This is a genomic window from Burkholderia sp. AU33545, assembly GCF_020419685.1.
Lineage (GTDB): Bacteria > Pseudomonadota > Gammaproteobacteria > Burkholderiales > Burkholderiaceae > Burkholderia > Burkholderia diffusa.
The window spans coordinates 439,022-456,809 of record NZ_JAIZRQ010000002.1; the positions used below are offsets into that span (position 1 = coordinate 439,022).

Annotated in this window: 10 protein-coding genes; all 10 read right to left on the reverse strand. The window is 60.5% G+C overall.

Going from position 1 to position 17,788, the window contains the following annotated elements; translation table 11 throughout:
* The 10 genes from LGM71_RS07860 to tssJ all read right to left on the reverse strand — a co-directional run bounded on the left by LGM71_RS07860 (nucleotide 1) and on the right by tssJ (nucleotide 17,721).
* Entirely contained in the window at nucleotides 1-816 is an 816-nt protein-coding gene (locus tag LGM71_RS07860) for a DUF6708 domain-containing protein (protein WP_226114541.1), read from the reverse strand.
* Nucleotides 813-3,989 (reverse strand): T6SS effector BTH_I2691 family protein, encoded by a 3,177-nt coding sequence (locus tag LGM71_RS07865; protein ID WP_226114542.1) that lies wholly within the window; start codon nucleotides 3,987-3,989, stop codon nucleotides 813-815. Before LGM71_RS07865 ends, LGM71_RS07860 begins: the two co-directional genes overlap by 4 nt.
* Before the next feature lie 12 nt (nucleotides 3,990-4,001).
* Nucleotides 4,002-4,919, reverse strand: coding sequence for a hypothetical protein (locus tag LGM71_RS07870; protein WP_226114543.1), 918 nt, complete (start codon nucleotides 4,917-4,919; stop codon nucleotides 4,002-4,004).
* The gene (locus LGM71_RS07875; protein ID WP_226114544.1) at nucleotides 4,916-7,090 is read right to left on the reverse strand and encodes a type VI secretion system Vgr family protein; all 2,175 of its coding nucleotides are present in this window, start codon (nucleotides 7,088-7,090) and stop codon (nucleotides 4,916-4,918) included. Before LGM71_RS07875 ends, LGM71_RS07870 begins: the two co-directional genes overlap by 4 nt.
* Before the next feature lie 64 nt (nucleotides 7,091-7,154).
* Nucleotides 7,155-9,044: a type VI secretion system baseplate subunit TssF gene (tssF, locus tag LGM71_RS07880; RefSeq protein ID WP_226114545.1), complete on the reverse strand. Its 1,890-nt coding sequence runs from the start codon at nucleotides 9,042-9,044 to the stop codon at nucleotides 7,155-7,157.
* A 172-nt stretch (nucleotides 9,045-9,216) separates the two neighbouring features.
* Nucleotides 9,217-10,434, reverse strand: a complete 1,218-nt coding sequence (icmH, locus tag LGM71_RS07885; protein WP_226114546.1) for a type IVB secretion system protein IcmH/DotU — start codon at nucleotides 10,432-10,434, stop codon at nucleotides 9,217-9,219.
* 14 nt (nucleotides 10,435-10,448) lie between these two features.
* Nucleotides 10,449-14,498: a type VI secretion system membrane subunit TssM gene (gene tssM / locus LGM71_RS07890; RefSeq protein WP_226114547.1), complete on the reverse strand. Its 4,050-nt coding sequence runs from the start codon at nucleotides 14,496-14,498 to the stop codon at nucleotides 10,449-10,451.
* Nucleotides 14,499-14,524: 26 nt separating this feature from the next.
* The gene (gene tssL, locus LGM71_RS07895; protein WP_226114548.1) at nucleotides 14,525-15,787 is read right to left on the reverse strand and encodes a type VI secretion system protein TssL, long form; all 1,263 of its coding nucleotides are present in this window, start codon (nucleotides 15,785-15,787) and stop codon (nucleotides 14,525-14,527) included.
* Nucleotides 15,788-15,839: 52 nt separating this feature from the next.
* Complete coding sequence (gene tssK, locus LGM71_RS07900; RefSeq protein WP_226114549.1) at nucleotides 15,840-17,186, reverse strand: type VI secretion system baseplate subunit TssK; 1,347 nt, start codon at nucleotides 17,184-17,186, stop codon at nucleotides 15,840-15,842.
* A gap of 31 nt (nucleotides 17,187-17,217) precedes the next feature.
* Nucleotides 17,218-17,721: a type VI secretion system lipoprotein TssJ gene (gene tssJ / locus LGM71_RS07905; protein ID WP_226114550.1), complete on the reverse strand. Its 504-nt coding sequence runs from the start codon at nucleotides 17,719-17,721 to the stop codon at nucleotides 17,218-17,220.
* Nucleotides 17,722-17,788 lie beyond the last annotated feature (67 nt).

Here is a 17,788-nt window from a genome sequence, read left to right on the forward strand (position 1 = left end):
CTACCATCGTGATGCCCCGCCAACAATCGAGGCACGACAGGCCGAATCCGCAGGTGCAGTTCGCGATTCGATGTCCATCTCGGCAGGCCAGTTCACCTTCGGGGCCAATAGGTACGCTATGTTCAATGTGCGCTCGTCTTCGTTGTCGCGTGGCGGGTAATCAGGCGGCGGCAGTGAACCCGGACCTTCTTGCATGTACGTACAGATATAGGCCCATGTTGCTTCACCGTCACCTTTCGCCCCCAGTTGGAACCGATCGATCACCTCGTTCGTGCCCGGCTTGACAACTGACAACACCACGCCCCACTTCATCACGTGGCCACCGTTGAGTGCGCCTTGCTTCTGCCATGCTTCGGCCCGAACATCATCCCAGTCGTAAGCAACAGCTCGAATCGGCCAGCGGATAAACGGGTTCCACCAGACCACATCAATCTCATACACATACATCTTGCGGCGCATCCGGTTGAAGCGCAGAGGAAGATCTCTTGGAGGAGATATATCCATCCGGAACATTACCAGTACCCCCCACACGCAACTGGATACAAACACAACACTTATCGTCACAAGAAAAATATCATCCGGATATTCAAATATTCCACCAGCACACCAAAAATAAACTGGAATGCAAATAATATTTAACCAAAACAACACCCCCCTAACACTCAAAAATGAGCGAGCAATTTCCAAATATACGTCATCAAGGTGATTAAGCAAATCTCCACTCAAGCCCGGCTCATCATTTGGCGAAGAATTTGGCCCAGGCAAATCAGCTTGCCAGCCGCGAACTGGAGGATTCAGCTTTGGTTGAATCGTCATTGCAACTTTTCCTGAGATGTTATTTCAGCAAAGCCGTACTCATCCACACGATCCTTATAAAACCTAGCCGTTATCGATACCTCAACGACTTTGCTATCAGGGTTCAGGTGAATTCTTCCACTTACAATTTTTGGCTTACCTAACCTCGTAGACTTGGACGATTTGCCCCTCGACATATCGAATTTGTAGTCGGCCTTACCATTAGGCGGTGGTTGAATGTTCGCCAACGCCTGGGTATTTTCATGGCCACCTGTCAGCACTTGTGTTTTACCACCACGCCGCGTCACATTTACGGTATACGCATACGCAGAAATTATGGGGTCGAAATTAGGCATCACAATTCTGTAATTCAGCGTCTGATGGCTGGCTGTTATTACATCGACACCCCCCATACCACTCACCGCATCCCATTCATTCTCAAAGCCAACATCAACACTGAATCCCAATAATGCAGCATTCAGTGCAGCAACGGCGTCGCCCGCCTGATCTGGTGCTTTCCAGGAAAGCAGACTTCCATTATTTTTTCCAAACACACATCGGCGCGCCCATATTTCGACCGGTGTAGACTCTTCGGATTGCCCCCACTTGGTTGCAGAGTAAGCCAAGACACCAAAGACAGCGGCAATTCCCAACGGCCCCCAAAAAACACCCACCATGACAACAGTGGAAGCAACGCCAAAGACACCTGCTAGCAATGAAAGCCCCAGTGAAACCTTGTATGCAATCTCAGACTTCCCGTCGCCTTGCTTCGCCGCCCGTCTAACCATCATGACACTCTGCGCCGCATCCAAAAACGCTAGCGCCGCGAACGCACACCCAGCCCCCTTAACGAGCACACCACCAACATCCGCCACATTCTTCAACGTCGCCACCGTGGCACGCGACGCCCCGCCCATCCTGGCCGCCGTCCTCGCACTACTCGAGAACGCCTTCAGCGACACCCCCACAGTCTCTACCACCGCCGCCAGTGCACCAATCGACGCAGACACCGCACCGATCTCCGCCTCCGGATAAGCCGCGCCCACCGTCGTCTTCACACTGTCCATCGACTGTTTCAAACTGTCATAAGACATCCACAGCGCCACCGCCGAAAACAGCAAACTCTGCGGCCCCGATCTCCGATGCATCGACACCGCGGTGATCTGCGTGAACTTCACCGCATCGCTACTTCTCACCTTCACGGCCTGGAAAAACTTCCTGGCCGCCGGATCGAACGTCTCGAGCATCACCAGCGACCGCATCGACAGACTGCCGATCGCAAGTGCTTCGCCACTCGGCTTGCCCGCCAGGTCGCGCAATCGCTTGCCAATCGATTCGGCACTATCCATGGCCCAGCCGGTGACCTTGATCACCGTATTCCTCAACTTGGGATTCGGAATCGAGATCAGCCCTCCCAGCAGCAATGAACGCACTTTCTTTCCACCGCTCTCCATGCCTCGATGGAGAGACTCGGAGAGCAGCGACATGTATTCCGTCAGCGTCAGGTCCACCTGGAATCGCGTGGGTTGCGTGCGGCTATAGAGGTACTGACATCCGATATTCAAGTTCCGCACCCACTTCGACACCTCCTCGCCGACATTCGCCGACAGGCTGATCGCTGCACTATTCACCGCCATCAACAGCACCCCGGCCGTATGCTTGATCTTCGGCTGCAGGAATGCCCCGCCTATGTCCTTGCTTTCGACCGCGGTGCGAATGGCCCCATACAACTTGGACGAATCGTTCAGGCCATCGGAACTCGGCATCAACCCCGCCAGGAAGTTCTTGTTCTTCGCCAATAGCGCCTGATAAACCGGACTCTTCGGGTCGCGCAGCCATTTTTCCCAACGCTTTTGCGTCGCATCTATCAGCAGCGGTGGCTTTTTCGGATCCTTCGGATCACGCTGCGCTGGCGCACCCGATGGCCCACCCGCTATGCAGATGGCCATCATGTTCGCGTACGCATGGCACGATCCCGATTTCAGATTGTCGCCGTCGTAATCGTGCTCGCACTGGCGCATCCAGCTATCCGTCCCGCACCAGCGATCCCAATGCTTGCCGAATGCATCGATCTGCGACTCGAAATACTTGATCTTGTTGTCATACGCGGTCTGGAATTTGCTGCGGAGCGACTCATCGTAGGCATCTTCCAGGCGCCGGTGATACGCTTTCGTCTTCTCTTTCGCCACTCGATCGGCAACCTGCCCGACGTTGACAGGCGGTAGCGCGGCCTTGTTCGCCAGCACCGGATTCGAATTCCAGTCCTTCACGCGCTTGACCTGCTCCTTCGCAGCCGCCAAACCTTCCTGCTTGGCCCACCCGGCTTCCACCTCCCTGAGCTTCAACAACGCCTGCGACGTGAAGCACTTGTACTGATTCTCCGGATCGCCGGCATAGTTCTGAAGCTGCTGCATCCAATAGACGCGCAGGCTGTTGTACTCCTGCACCATCCCGACCGCATCAGGCAGGATCAGAACCGGCACGCCTTTCTTGAACTGGTATTTCGCCACGCTCGACGTGACGAACGCCTGCATCGCGGCCACCCGGTGCGCACGTGCATAGAACCCATGCACGCTGTGAAAATCCACCGAATTCGCCACGAACTCCCAGACCTTCGAACCCAGCTCGGTTACCTGGGTCAGGCCCATCGCGTTGCTGTCGTTGTCGGCGCCGGCGCTCGACGGGTCCGACTTCAGCTTGGCGATGTCGTAAGTCGCAAAACGCGACATCGGCGATTTGCCAGTGCGATAGGCATTCAGCACTTCCTTCGGCCACGGGTCGTTCGCAAATGCGATCTGCGCTTTTCTATAGTTGCCGCTGATGTTCAGAAACGCCGCCGCCACCTCATCTCCATTGCTGATGCAGCTTTCCGGCAGCGGCGGAATGTTGCCGTCCGCGTCGAGCGGCGGCGATTGCAGCGGGTCGAATTGACGCAGCGCGCCCTGATAGGTCACCTGGTATGCCTGCCAGACATTGCCGTCGAGCAGCACATACAGGTAACCCGCGCGTAGCATGCGCAGCGATTCGTTGAAGCCCGATGCTTCCATCGAAATCGACCGCTTCCCGAAAATCGGCGTCACGGCCTTGCGCAACGGCAGAATCGGAATACCCGTCCGCTTGCACGACTTGCATCGGGCGGGATCGCATTGCGCGGTTTGTTTCGAACATTCGTTCAGTTGAGCGGAGACCGCCATAGTTCATTCTCCTTATCGCCGGGCCGACAGAATCTGCGCCCATGTCGTATCGCTGAAGCGATCGAATTGATCCGCGAGCGGCGTACCCGTCGCCACTGCGTGGTGAATCGCCTCGCGGACGATCGAGTACTCGTCCAGTTTCGGATGCAGGTTCAGCCGGTGCAGCGCGAACACGATCTGATCCTCGAGCATGTTCAATCCCAACGCGCGTGCATCCTGCAATTCACGCCACGCGCGCGTCGCTGCATCCGAGGGCAATTCCAAGCCGTGTCCCCGGGCAGGGGCATAGCTCAGCGGCAACGACAGCGATGCACGCCATCCAGCCAGAATGCGAACAACTGACGGGACATCCCGTTGCACGGTCAGGCTGTTGGCCGATACCGGGCGCTCATCGCCGCGTCGCTCCGTCGTCTGCAGGACTTCTCCGTTAGCGGACGGGTACAGCCAGCGCTTGACCGGCCCGAGCCACGATGCCGCCTCGTCGGGAGCCAGCGCCGCCAGCAGTTCGTGGCGTATCGGCTCGAATAGCGGAACGAATGCCGCTTCGTCGCCTCGATCGACGATGCAGCGTTGTGCAATATCGAGCGCCAGTAACTCCGGTGCCTCTGCGCTGCTCAACCATCCACACACATAGCGCTTGTCGTTGCCGGCTTCTGCCTCGGCATAGCTCAACGAGGCATCCAGCAAGTCGGGATCCGGTATCGAACCGGGCGAAGCCAACGTCACGAGACGCGGGCAATGATCAGGCGCATAGGCAAGGTCAGCACGCTCGATCAGCGTCACTGCCGCATCGCCCAGCGCGTCGTAGAGATTCGGCAAGCTGATCGGGCTGTAACCCGCGCCGCTCGCCAGCGGATCAACCAGCAGGTAGAAATAATCGGCATCGCGATGCGCGGCGGCAAGCCTCTCCCGATTCGATGGCGCATTCATCGCGTGCTCTCCGAACAGTTGGCCAGCCGGCCCGGCGATGGCGTGCCGCTCATGCTCAACCCGTTACCTGCGCCGCTCGACTGCGTCACTGGGCCCTTCAGCCTGATCGCCACGGCTTCGATGGTCACGCCGCCTGCATCGACGGTGATCGTGCCGCCCGGCCCCTTGATGACGATGCGATCCGAGGCGTTCACTTCTGCCATCCGGGTCGTCTGGGTAATGCGTTGACCGGCCTGAAGCTTGTACTGCCCCTGCACGGCGTGCTCGGCATGCCCCCCCGTCTCGGTCGTATGGTTCGCCCCGATCCGGTCACGTCGATGATTCCCCACGGTCTCGGTACGATCCGAACCGATCTCCACCACATGGTTGTTGCCGATCTTCTTCAGGTCGTTGTTGCCAATCCGGTGCGAGCGGTTCTCGTTGATGGCGACCTGCTCGTTATTCCCGACCGTCTCGTTCCGATCGTGGCCCACCGTCGTGGTTTCGTCGTGCTCGATCGACTTTCTCCGATCGTGTTCCACCACGTGCGATTCGTCGTGCTCCACGTCCGTTCGCAGATCCTTCTCCGCGTGGATCCACAGCTCCTCCTCGCCCTTCTTGTCCTCGAAGCGGATCGCGTTCGCGTTCTCGTAGCCGCCGTTCTTCGTCGAGCGCGTCAGCGTCCCGCTCTGCGTCGCGTTCTCCGGCAGTTCCCACGGCGGCATCGACATCGCGTTGTAGACCCGACCCGTCACGATCGGACGATCCGGATCCCCATTCTCGAAGTCCACGATCACTTCACTGCCTACCCGCGGTACATGTATCGAACCGTAGTTCTGACCCGCCCACGGATACGCCACCCGCACCCAGCACGACGACGTATGGTCCATCGCCGGCGAGCGATCCCAGTGGAACTTCAGCTTCACCTGCCCATACTGGTTGGTCCAGATCTCGCTACCCGGCGCGCCCGTCACCATCGCCGTCTGCGGGCCCGTCGTGCGCGGCTTCTTCACCGTGCGCGCCGGGCGGTACATCACCGTACGCGGCTGCACCACGAACTCTGTCTCGAACCGGCTCTGTCCCTGGCCACTGACGTCCCCGATCTCGGTCGCGCGGATGCTTGACGCGATCACCAGATAGGCGCGGTTCGCATCGCCCTGCGGGTAGTTCGCCAGCGTGAACACCGTCCCGCACACCACGTTGCGCAAGTTCCCCTGGCCGTATGCCCGGTCGCCCCTCGCGTACAACTCCTGGATCCGGATTCGAGCGAACTGTTCACCCTCCTTCTTCTCCACGTAGTCGCCCGGCCACTCGTAGCGCTCAAGGTCGTTCTGCGCCGTGTTCTGCGGCAACTGGCGATTCACGGTCAGCTTCGCCTTCGGCTGGTGGAAGTCGTAGTCGTCCGTCGTCCACACCCCGGCCTGCAGGCTCTGCGAGACGTCGAACCGGCTCACATGCTCCTGGTCGATGCGCTGATCCGGCGGGTAGTACGGCAGCGTCCGATACGCTTCGCTCTCCACGGGGCGATGCGCACTCACGCTATCGACCAGCACCATCCGGTGGAACCCGTTCGTGTGCTCGAAGAACCAGTAGATGCCGTGCTCCTGCATCAGCCGCTGAATGAAATCGAGGTCCGTCTCGCCGTACTGAACCTGATACTCGAGCTTCGAATACATCTCGCCCAGGCGCTTGTCGTACGAGTACAGGTAATGGCTCTTGAGCACCTCGTCGACGATCTCGATCACCGTCTTGTTCTGGAAGATCCGGTAGTCCTTGCGCTCTGCCGCCAGTGCAATCCAAGGCTTCAATTTGAGCTCGTATCGGCCCCGACGATTGTCCTGGCCAAGGTAGCGTGCTTCGAATACCAGTCCGCTGATCTCGCGCTCGCCCGCGCCGACGTTCGCCCGGCCGGTGTTGCCCGGCTGTCCCGCAGCGTACGTGCCCATGCCGTCCAGCTGGACCACCACCGTCAGTTCCTTGCCGATCATCGACTTCAGGTCGAGATTGGCCGCCTGGGTTTCACCTACGAACGGCTCGGAAGGGGTCGCCAGATCCAGCGTGTACGTGTAGACCTCGGACAGCGCTTCCTGGCCGTGAATCGCGCGCAGCTCCAGCAGCGGTTCGTCTTGAGACGACTTCGGCAGTGCAACGCCTCTCACTGAAATCGTTCGGTTGGAAGTGAAGCTCAACATGACAGCCCTCGTAATACGCCGCTCGACAGCGGTCTATTTGATCAAGTTGAAATAGCACCGCTGTTCACGCGACGCCACGCATTCCCATGCGCACCGGCCACCGCATGACAGCACCACGCTGCAAGGAAACGAGGCTCGTCTGGATAAACGAATGTCCCGATACACATCGCGCCAGGTAGTGGTCCAGAATCAAGCCGAACAAATATGGACTCACGCCATCGAACTCGCGTTCGTCGACAGTGAGCTCGACGGCCAGGCCACGGCCGAATCGGAGTGGGCCATTGCCCGGCAAATTCCTGGTGATGGCGCCGATCTTGATACCGACGAGACTGTCGATCTGGCGTAGCTGACGCGTGTTATCGGGAGACACGAACAGGCTCAGTGCCTGACGCAAGCTGCGGGCCGCATCGTCAGCAGGCGCATCCATCAACGCCTGACCGTCGAAGCCCAGTTGCCGGATCAAATCCCACGCGACGTCACTTTGCGCCAGCGGAGGCCGTGGAGGTGACGGTGGATGGACAAGCGCAGCGTGTTCAATCGGCATCGAAATGTCCGGCGTCAGCCTACGTCCGCCACGGCGATGGAAGAGAGTCGGCAGATCGCCGTTGGTCAACCACACATGGGCAGCCGCACAGCTCATGCGCTCGGGATACGGTCGATCGTCCTCGTCGACGAGCGACACGTAGCATTCGGTACTTGAATGCGGCGTAAGCGTGCCATAGCGCCTCACGGTATTCGACCGCACGAATTGCTCGCGCCTGATTCTGTAATACCGCCCATGTCCGCCCTCGTCCCGCGGCAACATCGCATCGCGCGGCATGAATTCCTGCCTCTCCGCGTCCTCATCGAGCTTCGCGTAAAAGCGATCAATCGAAAACACCTCGTAGTCCATCGGATTCAGCGGGACCGGACGCAACAACACTTCCGCGTTGCCGGATGGCAGCTCGATCGAGTCGGCGGCGTGCGGGAAAAGATTGATGACCGGCGTACAGAAAAGCGCGAAGCATCGAGCATTGACATGATTCGCCAACTCGCCCCCCGTTTGATCGAGCAGCACGACGATTTCGGCTTCGCGCCCACGAACCGCGGCCAGCCCTCTCTTCAGATTCGTCAACGTAAAGAAGTGAAAGCGAGCCGGACAAGAGAAAAACTCATGAAGCAGGTTATGCCCGTGGAACCTGGGTGAGGTCAGCGGCAGCAGGCCCTGCCCCGGCTCCAGCCCTTCATGTACGACTGCACCTTCACGGACGGCGTGGAACGACGCACCCGACGTACCGAACTCACCCGGCGCGCCCGTGATCGTTGCGATCCCTGCCGCATGGATCAATTCGAACAGCTTCGAAGCGATCGACGCTTCGCCGGACAGGTACACGGGCAAGCGATCGAGTCCTGTCAATTCCGCCATGTTGCGCTGGTTGCTCGTGCGGACGCGCAAGCGCAGCGCCGCCTTTACCCGTTTGTCGGCTGGCACCCAACGCTGCAACATCGGGATATCGGGTGGAATGCCCGTCAACTTCGCATCGACAATCTCGAGAGGGTAAAGCGCGACATCCTGGCTGGATGTAAACACACAGGGTGTTTGTTCTCCATCCGGAACCTCGCCCACAAACCGGGCACCGCGTCGGACCACAAAGCCGTTTGTCAGGTCGCCCTCCCTGGGATCGGGAAGCAATCGTGCGACCGACATCGATGGCGTCGGCGCCATGAAATTCGGATAGACGGTTTCAAGCAGACGCTCGGAAAATTCCGGAAACCGCGCATCGATCCTGATCTGCATTCGCGCGGCCGCGAAACTCGCCGACTGAATCAGGCGCTCGACATAGGGGTCGCCGATCTCACCCGACTGCATACCCAACCGACGCGCAACCTTCGGGTACATGTCGGCAAACTCCGCCGCGAGTTCCTTGAAATAGAGCAGCTCCTGGTTGTACGCAGCAAGAAGACGAGGATCCATGACGTAAGCAGTTCGTACTTCCGGGTTAGCGATTCGATGCGATGTTCGTCAGCAATCCGTCAGATGTTAGCCGCAGTGAACATCTCAAAAAACACCCCGAATACGTTTGGCCAAACAAATGCGTTCGCGGCGCATGCGTCTCGATTCAGACGATTCCGATTGCCATAACGAATCAATCAGACACCGTCACCTCGATGCGACGGTTTCTGGCTCGCCCCTGAGCCGTGCCGTTGTCCGCCAAAGGATCCGCATCGCCTTTTCCAACGATTTCGACACGCTTCACGGGTACGCCGGCCGAGACAAGAATCTGCGCAACCTGCCGGGCACGCGCCTCTGAAAGAGCCTGATTCGATCCCCGACGCGACTGACTGACTCGCGAGTTGTCCGCGTATCCTTCCACCAGTACGTTCGCATTGCCAATCAATCCGGCAATTTCCCGACCGGCCAGCGCCACGATGGATGCGCCCCACGGGGCTACGGTTGAATCACCGGATACAAACATCCCTCCGAATCGGATCGTCATTGCACTTTTTCCAGCATCGCGGATCAACTCTACATTCCCTGCAGCGATTTCATCCCTGAGCCGGTCTTCGAGTTGCCTTGCCAGCGCATCGAGTGCGAACGCGCCGCGCTGCTCGCGCATACTGCGCGTCCAACGCTCCACTGCCGCATATCCCCCGGCCCCAAGTAGCAATGCCCCGACAAGTCCGCCGACGATCCACCTGCGGGACCGGCGCACGAAGGGGCGGGAGCGGATCCGAGGCTCGACCGGCAGTCTTGCCGACCGAACAGGCACCACGTCGCGATCCGCACATAGTCCGCCTGTGACCACCACATCATGTATGCGCTCGTGAATGGCCTGAAGCTGCTGCCGGCCGCCGCTCACGAAACGATAACGCCCCTGAAAGCCCAGATTGAGCACGGCCTGAAACACCTCGATCAGATCGAGGTGTTCGCGAGGATTGCGCAGCGCGTCTTCGATCAGCCGGAACACGCGGTCCCCACCCTGGCGATCGTGTCCCAGCGCTACCGCCAGACCGCTTGTCTGCCAGTCGAAGCCGCCGGTTTGCCCCGCTCCCCAATTCGTCTGCATGGCAGCTTCGTCGTGCGCCGAACACAGGCAATAGCTCGCGCACCTGACATGCTCGGGCCGAAGCCGAAGCTCGCCGCACACGCGCGCAAACACCCTCAGTTCTGATTCCAGCCACTGGCGTCGCCATGCGATACCGTCGGCATCGAGCCGATCAGGCATATCCGCCAAAGCTTGCAACAGCGTACGCGCCGCTTCGAGTAACGGATTGACGGCCTGCTCCGCTGCCCTGAGGCGCACGGCGATCGACGATGTCTGTGCGCCGGCACGGTTTTCCCAATGTTCAAGCAATTGCGCCATTCCTCCCGTCCTGGTCAATGTGATGCGTCGAGCGACGGAACCGGAACGGCGCCGCGCGGCAATCCGGCCGGCGGGCCGCTGTCCACCAGGTTGAACAACGGCATCGTCGTGGGACACCGGAATGTCGTGAGGACATTGCTGGTCAGCGGATTCGCGACGCTCCCGGCGCTCGTGACGTCGAGCACCGCCTTGCGGCCATCGAAATCGAGCGCGATGCGGGTACGGCCGGCCGTTGCCGCTTCGACGACCTGCCCTTTCTGCAGAAGCCGCATCAGTGCCCACGGGCCGTCCGCCGCAATCGTCGACGTGTCGGGATGAATCCGCGGGCTGACCGTGATTTCGGTATGCACCCCACCGCGCGGCCCCGGCCACGACACCGTGAACGGCGCAACCGGACCATGTCGGTAAAGCGTCGTCTGACCGTCGATGTCGAGCGACAGGCTCGTAATGGTCGGATCGAGCTCGGGAATCCGGATGTCGGCCTTCCACGTCAGTTGCTTACGGCCGGGATCATTGAAAAACGTATCGCGAATCGCCTTCGCGTGCTCGAACGGTTCCAGGTCCGGCCCCTGCACCGGCTCCGTCGCCCCCGGCAGCGTTCGATAGCGCCAAGGCTTGGTCGACGTATCCACGAACGGTGCCAGCGTTTTCACGAAGAAGTCGTCGATGACGCCGCCTTGTGCGAAGACCCGCGTGAAGTCGCCGATACTGACGTCGCGCTTGCTGTTCGGAGAGAACGGATAATTGCCTTCGATGGCAAGCCGGCAGGTATCCCCGACCAACGCCTGCATCTGGCGCGAGAGCAGTTGCCCGATGCCCTGATTGACTTCGCGCGAGCCGCTGGCGGCAAGCTGGAGCAGCACCGCACGAAACGGCGCCGGCATCGTATCCGCCGACATCTTGAGTTTTGCCGACGTATCGTTTGCCGGCGGCATGCTGTTGTTCGACAACGCGTTGTCGGAAATAGTCAGCGCCGTGTAGTAATCGTTCAGCAGGTTCGTAACCTCGTCGAGGCCCGACTTGCCGGCCTGGGCGGCCGTTGCTTGCGTGCCTGCTCCCGTCTCGGCGCTGCCGGTCACCACCTCGCGCAACGCGGCGAAATGCGTGTCGACCAGCTCGCGTTCCACACGCTCGGACGCGCGAATGCCGAGCGACTTGTCCGCTTTCTGACCAATCTGATCAGCTGCCTTCTGCAGCAACGATCCATCCTGACCGGAAACGACTTGTGCGAGCGTGGTTTCGCGCACGGCCGCCCGCGTAAGCCGGACAAGCGGCGAGTCCGGTGCCGCAAATCTGCGCAGCACCTGCAGATCGAATGCGAGGCTCGTGCCGCTCACGGTCCGGATGTCGTTGAGAAACGCATCCCATTGCTGCGCATATTCGGCCAGATACTCACGGCGAACTGCATCCGTCAGCGCATCGTCCGCCCCGATCGCATTGCTCACGATCTCAGCCGTTTTTTTTTGAGCCTCGCCCAGGTACGAACGCCCCATGACCCAGGCGTCGTCGTCGCGGGCGAGCTGCACGAATTCCGGCAACCGCTTGGCGAACAGGTTCCGGTAACCGTCGAACGTGAACAGGCCCGGCACGCCGCGCGAAAGCGGCTGCCCGCTTGCCCGGGTGAACACCGTGCCGGCCTGCGGGCCGACCGCGCGAAGCAAGGTGAACTCGTCCGGCGCCGCCTTCAGCATGGCTACTTTTGCCCGCTGGTACAGGCGATCCGTCGCGTTGCTGCCGTCGAGAAACGCCCGGGTCTGCTGAATCAGCGCATCGTTGCGAATGAGCGGCGACTGGACGACGCGGTCGCCCGAGAAAAGCCGCTGGACATGATCGATCATCGAGGCGCGGCCACCGAACACTGCCGCGCTGTCCGTTCGCGCCCAATCATCCAGCACCCATGCCTTGATATCGGCAGCGTTGTACTTGTCCCGGTCGTACAGCATCAGATACACGCGCAGCGCGTCGTAAACCGTCTTCGCATCCTTGCCGGCAATCGCTCCGGACATCACGTCTTCCATACGTCGCACGATCTGCGGCAGCAGCAGATTGTCCTCCAGCGCGTCGTACGTGCGACCGCTTTCCTTCACGATCTCCGGAGGCGTATAGAGGCCATAGCGCCAGGTGCTGACTGGGCTCGACAAATCCAGATTGGGAACCGTGGGCAAATAGTGCGCTTCGGTCAGCACATCGGGTACGGCTGCGGGCTTCGGTTCCTTGTAGAACTGCGTGACGCGCGTCGCCAGCGCCGTTACCTTGCGCCCAATTACGTCGAGATAGTCGCTGTTGTGACCGAAGCTCACGCGCAGGCCGAGCGCGAGCCAGACGAACAACAGCAAGGCAAGCGCATGACCGATCAGGCGCAGCAACCGATAGCGGTATTCCCACCGCAGGTTGGGACTGACGAGATGCGCTTCGGGAAACACGACGCGAGTCAGCACATCATGCAGGAAGAAGCTCCAATTGCCGTCGCCTTTACCAGATCCGCCTTGCCACCGTTTAGGTGCAAGACGTTGAACGATCGTGTCGCGCTCGGCGACGACCGCGCTGCCCGCCTGCTGCGCACTGGTGAAATAGACGCCGCGAAGGCTCGAATGAAGCTGCGTGCTGTCATAGCGCGAATCAAGAAACACACGATCGATCAGGTCGACCAGCGGCTCGATCAGCGCCGAAAACTCCTTCGGCAACAGAATGAGCTGGCGATTTTTCCTGGCCTCGTCTTCATCCTGAAGGCGCGTATGAGCCGTGCTCGACAACTGATCGGCCAGTTGAGTCAATTCATCACGACAACGCGCGCGCAAACCTTCCTTCGCAATTGCCCCATTGCTCTGCGGAAGCGTAAAACCCCATGCCTGCCCACGGCTCTCGGCCGTCAACGCACCGAAATACTCGGGAAATCCCGTCAGGCGATCCATCTTGGTCACCAGCAGGTAGACGGGGAAGCGGATCCCCAGCTCCTGGCGCAATTCAGCCAGACGCGCCCGCAGCGCGGACGCTTCGGCAATACGCGCCTGCTCGTCCGCGCGCGCCAGCGTGGTCAGCTCGATGGTCAGCAGCGCACCGTTGATGGGGGCACGAGGCCGATGCCTGCGCAATATACCGAGAAAGCCCAGCCATTCAGCGCGGTCGAGCGATTCGCGCCATTCGCGCGTATCGTTTCGAAACTGAAAGACATTTCCGCTCGACGCAGCCCCTGCAGCGGCGTGCACGGTCGATGCGTTGCCTTCTCCGGCCGTTTTTGTCCCGTCACCGTCCTTGACCACCCGTGGATCCGGCAGATCAATCGGAGCGTCCAGCTCCGTGGCCGGCGATGTACCGTGACGCGTGTAGTAACCGGTCGTATCGATCAGCACCGCTTCATTGGTGAACCACCAATCCACGGCATTCGCGTCGCCGGCCGACGCCGCGACCGCACGTTGCATCTGTTCTGCTATCGGGAACGACAACCCGCCATTGAGCAACGCACTCGTCTTACCGGAACCGTTGGAGCCCAGCGAGATGTACCACGGCAGCTCGTAGAGGTAACGCTTTCCCTGAAACAGCTTTCCCGGCCCTCTTGCGCCGGTGCGCATCGATTTCAATCGCGCGATCGCACTCGTGACAATGGCGTCGACCTTCTGCAGCCGTCGCGCGGCGGGTGACTGCGCCTTCTTGCGGCCGAAGTGCAGCATCTTCTTCAGGAATTCCTCGTCTTCCTGCGCGCGCTGCCAGAGCCGGAACATCCGGTAGACAACGAAGACGGTCACCACCACTGCAATCGCCGCGAGCCGTACGGCAGCTGGCTCAAACGGCGAGGTCCGGCCGAATGACAGCAAGGGCGACACGTACCAGATCAGCAGGCAGGACAGTGCAACAAACACAATGCGCGTCGACCGATCCGCGAGCCAAAGCAATACCCCTACGAGCAGCAGACTGATCAGCAGCACACGCATGCCTGCACCGGCAAGCGGCTTGAGGCCGCCAAACGAAAAGAATGGCCCGACGAACCAGATGACCAGCGCCGCAACGATCAGCGCGAGAAACCCGAGAAACTGCCGGGATGCGAGAAACAAGCGAAACTTCTTCATATACGTTTCCGGAAGCGGGCCCCGCGTTATTGCGCGACGACGATCTCGACGCGCCGGTTCTGCGCGCGCCCCTGGGCTGTACCGTTGTCACCGATCGGATCGGCATCGCCCTTGCCGACCACTTCAAGGCGACCAGGGGGGACGCCAGCCGACTGCAACATCTGCATGACCTGCGTTGCCCGCTCCTCCGACAGCGCCTCGTTTGAAGGGAACTGGCGGCTGCGTATCGGCACGTTGTCCGTGTAGCCGAGCACGGTAACCTTGCCAGGCACCTTCACGATTTCACTGGCAATCTTCGCAACGAGCGGTGCTATCGAACTCTTGATCGCGACGCTTCCGGGCTGGAACATCGCATCTCCACGGAACGTCACCGCGCTGTAACGTGCATCTTCGTCAACGCCAACCGTGCCCGCCGCAATCTCGTCCTTCAGGAGCTGCTTCAGGTGCAATTTCGGTGGTGCCGGCGGCGGCGTCATTCGACCGATCTCGGCAATCTGCTTCTGCACCGAAGCGCTCCGGCTCATCAACTCGTACTTGAACCAGCCAAAGATGGCGAGCAGGATGACCGACAGGAACGCAACACTGATCCACACCGGGAAATCGTGAAAAGACAGCCGCTTGCCCTTCGCGTCCGACTGCCAATGCGGCGACAGCTTCGCGGGCGCCGATCCGCGCCGCATGGTGATTTCGTTATAGAGCCGCTGACGAATCACTTCGTGCTTGCGCGTTCCGTTCGTTTCGTGCCGGTAACGTCCCTCGAAGCCGAGACTGAGCATCTCGTAGATGACTTCCAGGAGTGGCAGATGCTCCCCTGGCTCATTGAGCAATCGGGCGATCAACAGATAAACCTTGTCTCCGCCATCGCGATCCTCGTGGAACGTCGTGGCGAGCCCGGCCTTGATCCACTGGATGCCGAACGAGCCCTCTTTCCCCCACTCGGTTCGTCCCGCGGCCTCGTCGAGCGCCGTGCAAAGGCAATACCGGGCCCCGATCACATGATCGCGTCGAACATTGGCCTGCTCGCACAGCTTCTGGAAGGTACGCACCTCCTGCGTGAGCAGGTCGTGCAGTACGAATGTTTCACCCGCGTCGAGATGATTCGGCATCTCGGCGAGTGCTCGAAGAAGCGGCCATGCCGCTTCGCGCAACGGATTCGTCGCCCGTTCGACGGCAATCAGGCGTTCTCGGAAAGGAATACCCGACCCGCTGGACGCATTCGATTCCCGATTGATGGAATCAGGTTTCGTTCCGCTCTCCGACGGACTCGTTCCGGTAGATTGATTGCTCATGGCGATACGTCGCTGATCGCGATTCCACAATTCCGGGAGGAACTTTCGGTATTCACGCGCGAACCCCCCACAGCTCAAGCTCGAGCGACGGGAAGTCGCCGGCTACGTGCAGCGCGATCCCACCATGGCGCACCACCTCCTCCCACAGCGCCCCGCCCTGCATCAACTCGTAATAGATGTATCCAGCGTTGAACGGAATCTGTCGCGGCGGCACCGGAAGGACCTGCATGCCGATACCCGGCAAATGACTGCGCACCAGGCTCGGCAGCTTTTCCGAGGGCCCCGCCTTCGCCTGCGCGAGAAACTGCTGCCGCAGCGCATCGGGCGGCATCGCCGCATGCACGGCCAGCACCAGCGAAGCGAAGCCCTGCATATCCACCGGATCGACCACCGCATTGCGCATGCCGTGGCCCCGATCCTCGAGTGCGATGCTCTGCGCACTGCGCACCAGCACGGCATTGAGCAGCCGATGCGTGTCGTCGACCACCGGCTTCAGGCAAAGATGCGGTGTCGTATGCCGATAAGGCGGATGCGTATCGAGCGGGCGGCGCGTATTCGTGCGCAGATGCGTCGAAAGCTCCCCGGCCATCGCGATCAGCAGCGTGTAAACATCGGCAGGCGACGTGGTAGGCACGCGCAGCATATGCTGCAGCAATGGCTCGTATCGGTTCAGGATCTGCAACAGCAGGTAATCCGTAACCGTCGCCGCACTCGCAGTCGTGTCATCGGTGCCGGCCAGCCGCTGCGACAGCGCATTCGCGCGCAGGTGGGCCAGATCGTGGATCTTCGTGATCCAGCTCGTCAGCAAATCGCTCGCGCCGTATCCGGACACCGGCGGCACAATCGTGTCGTCCAGTTCGATGCTCCCGTCCGCGCGGATGGTCTTCACGCACGTCAGCGCAAGGCCGATCCATGCATCGCCCAGTTCCTTCTCCGGTACGAGTCGCAGCCGCAGGTTCGACAACTGCACGGACTCGGGTGCCAGTCCGACCGAATTCGAGTCGCGCAGCTCGGTGTCGAATACCTGATAGCGCGCCATCGAATCCGCAGTGTTTTCGAACGTCGTTTCCTCGCAGTTCGGCAAGCGCACCGGCACCGCCAGATAGATCACCTGGTCGAGGTGTTCCGGGCGGATCGTCAACGGTGGCGGTAGCGGGGTATTCCCCGGCGCATCGAACGGCGTGCCGTCGGCGAACACGCCTGCGGCCGACTTGACGATCACTTTCCCAAGCGCGAGTGACTCCAGATCAAGCCCGTAATGCGCGAAGCCGAAGAAGAATGGCGACAGCGGCGCCGCACGCATGTGTGCGTACTTCTCGAAGTAGCGTTCCTGTTGCTGGAACAGTTGTGGTCTGAAAAACAACCCTTCCTGCCAGGCGACCTTGGCGTACCAGCTCATACATTTCGTCCGTTGTGTTGCGCGACGTGTTTCATTGCTTCTTCGCTTCCTCGATCTTGACGGCCCTGGCCTCTAGATCGACAGTCAGCTTCACCTTGGGTGTGAAGCGGTACCACGCCTTGTCAGGCGCAGCGGGCATCGTGTAGACCGACCGCCACACCGCGTTCGGCAAATCGCGATAAGCCGCGATCACGCCGATGGCGGTCGTTTCCGGAGCGGGCCGCCGCACGACTTTCCGATGCTCTCCAGGCCGCAACTGGAACTCGTCGCGCTTGACGACGTCGTCGGCCAGTACGGTCTTCTCCTGGTTCTCCAGCGTGAAGAAATCCGCCGCCGCGAATGCGTTGTCGTTCTTCAGCTCATAGATGCGTATCACGATCGGCGCTGCGCGCCCGCGATCATCCGGATTGACGTCGGATGCCGCCTTGACGGCCAGTTCGAGCCGAACCGGCTCCTTCGGCTTCGGTTCGCCGCTCGCACAGGCCGAGAGCAGCACGACACCGGCGAGCGAAGCGGCAGTCAGAATCGAACGCATGCAGAATTCCCCTCGATGAAGCGCGAAACGCGCCGCGCGCGGAGAACACGACTTCTCGGCCACGCGC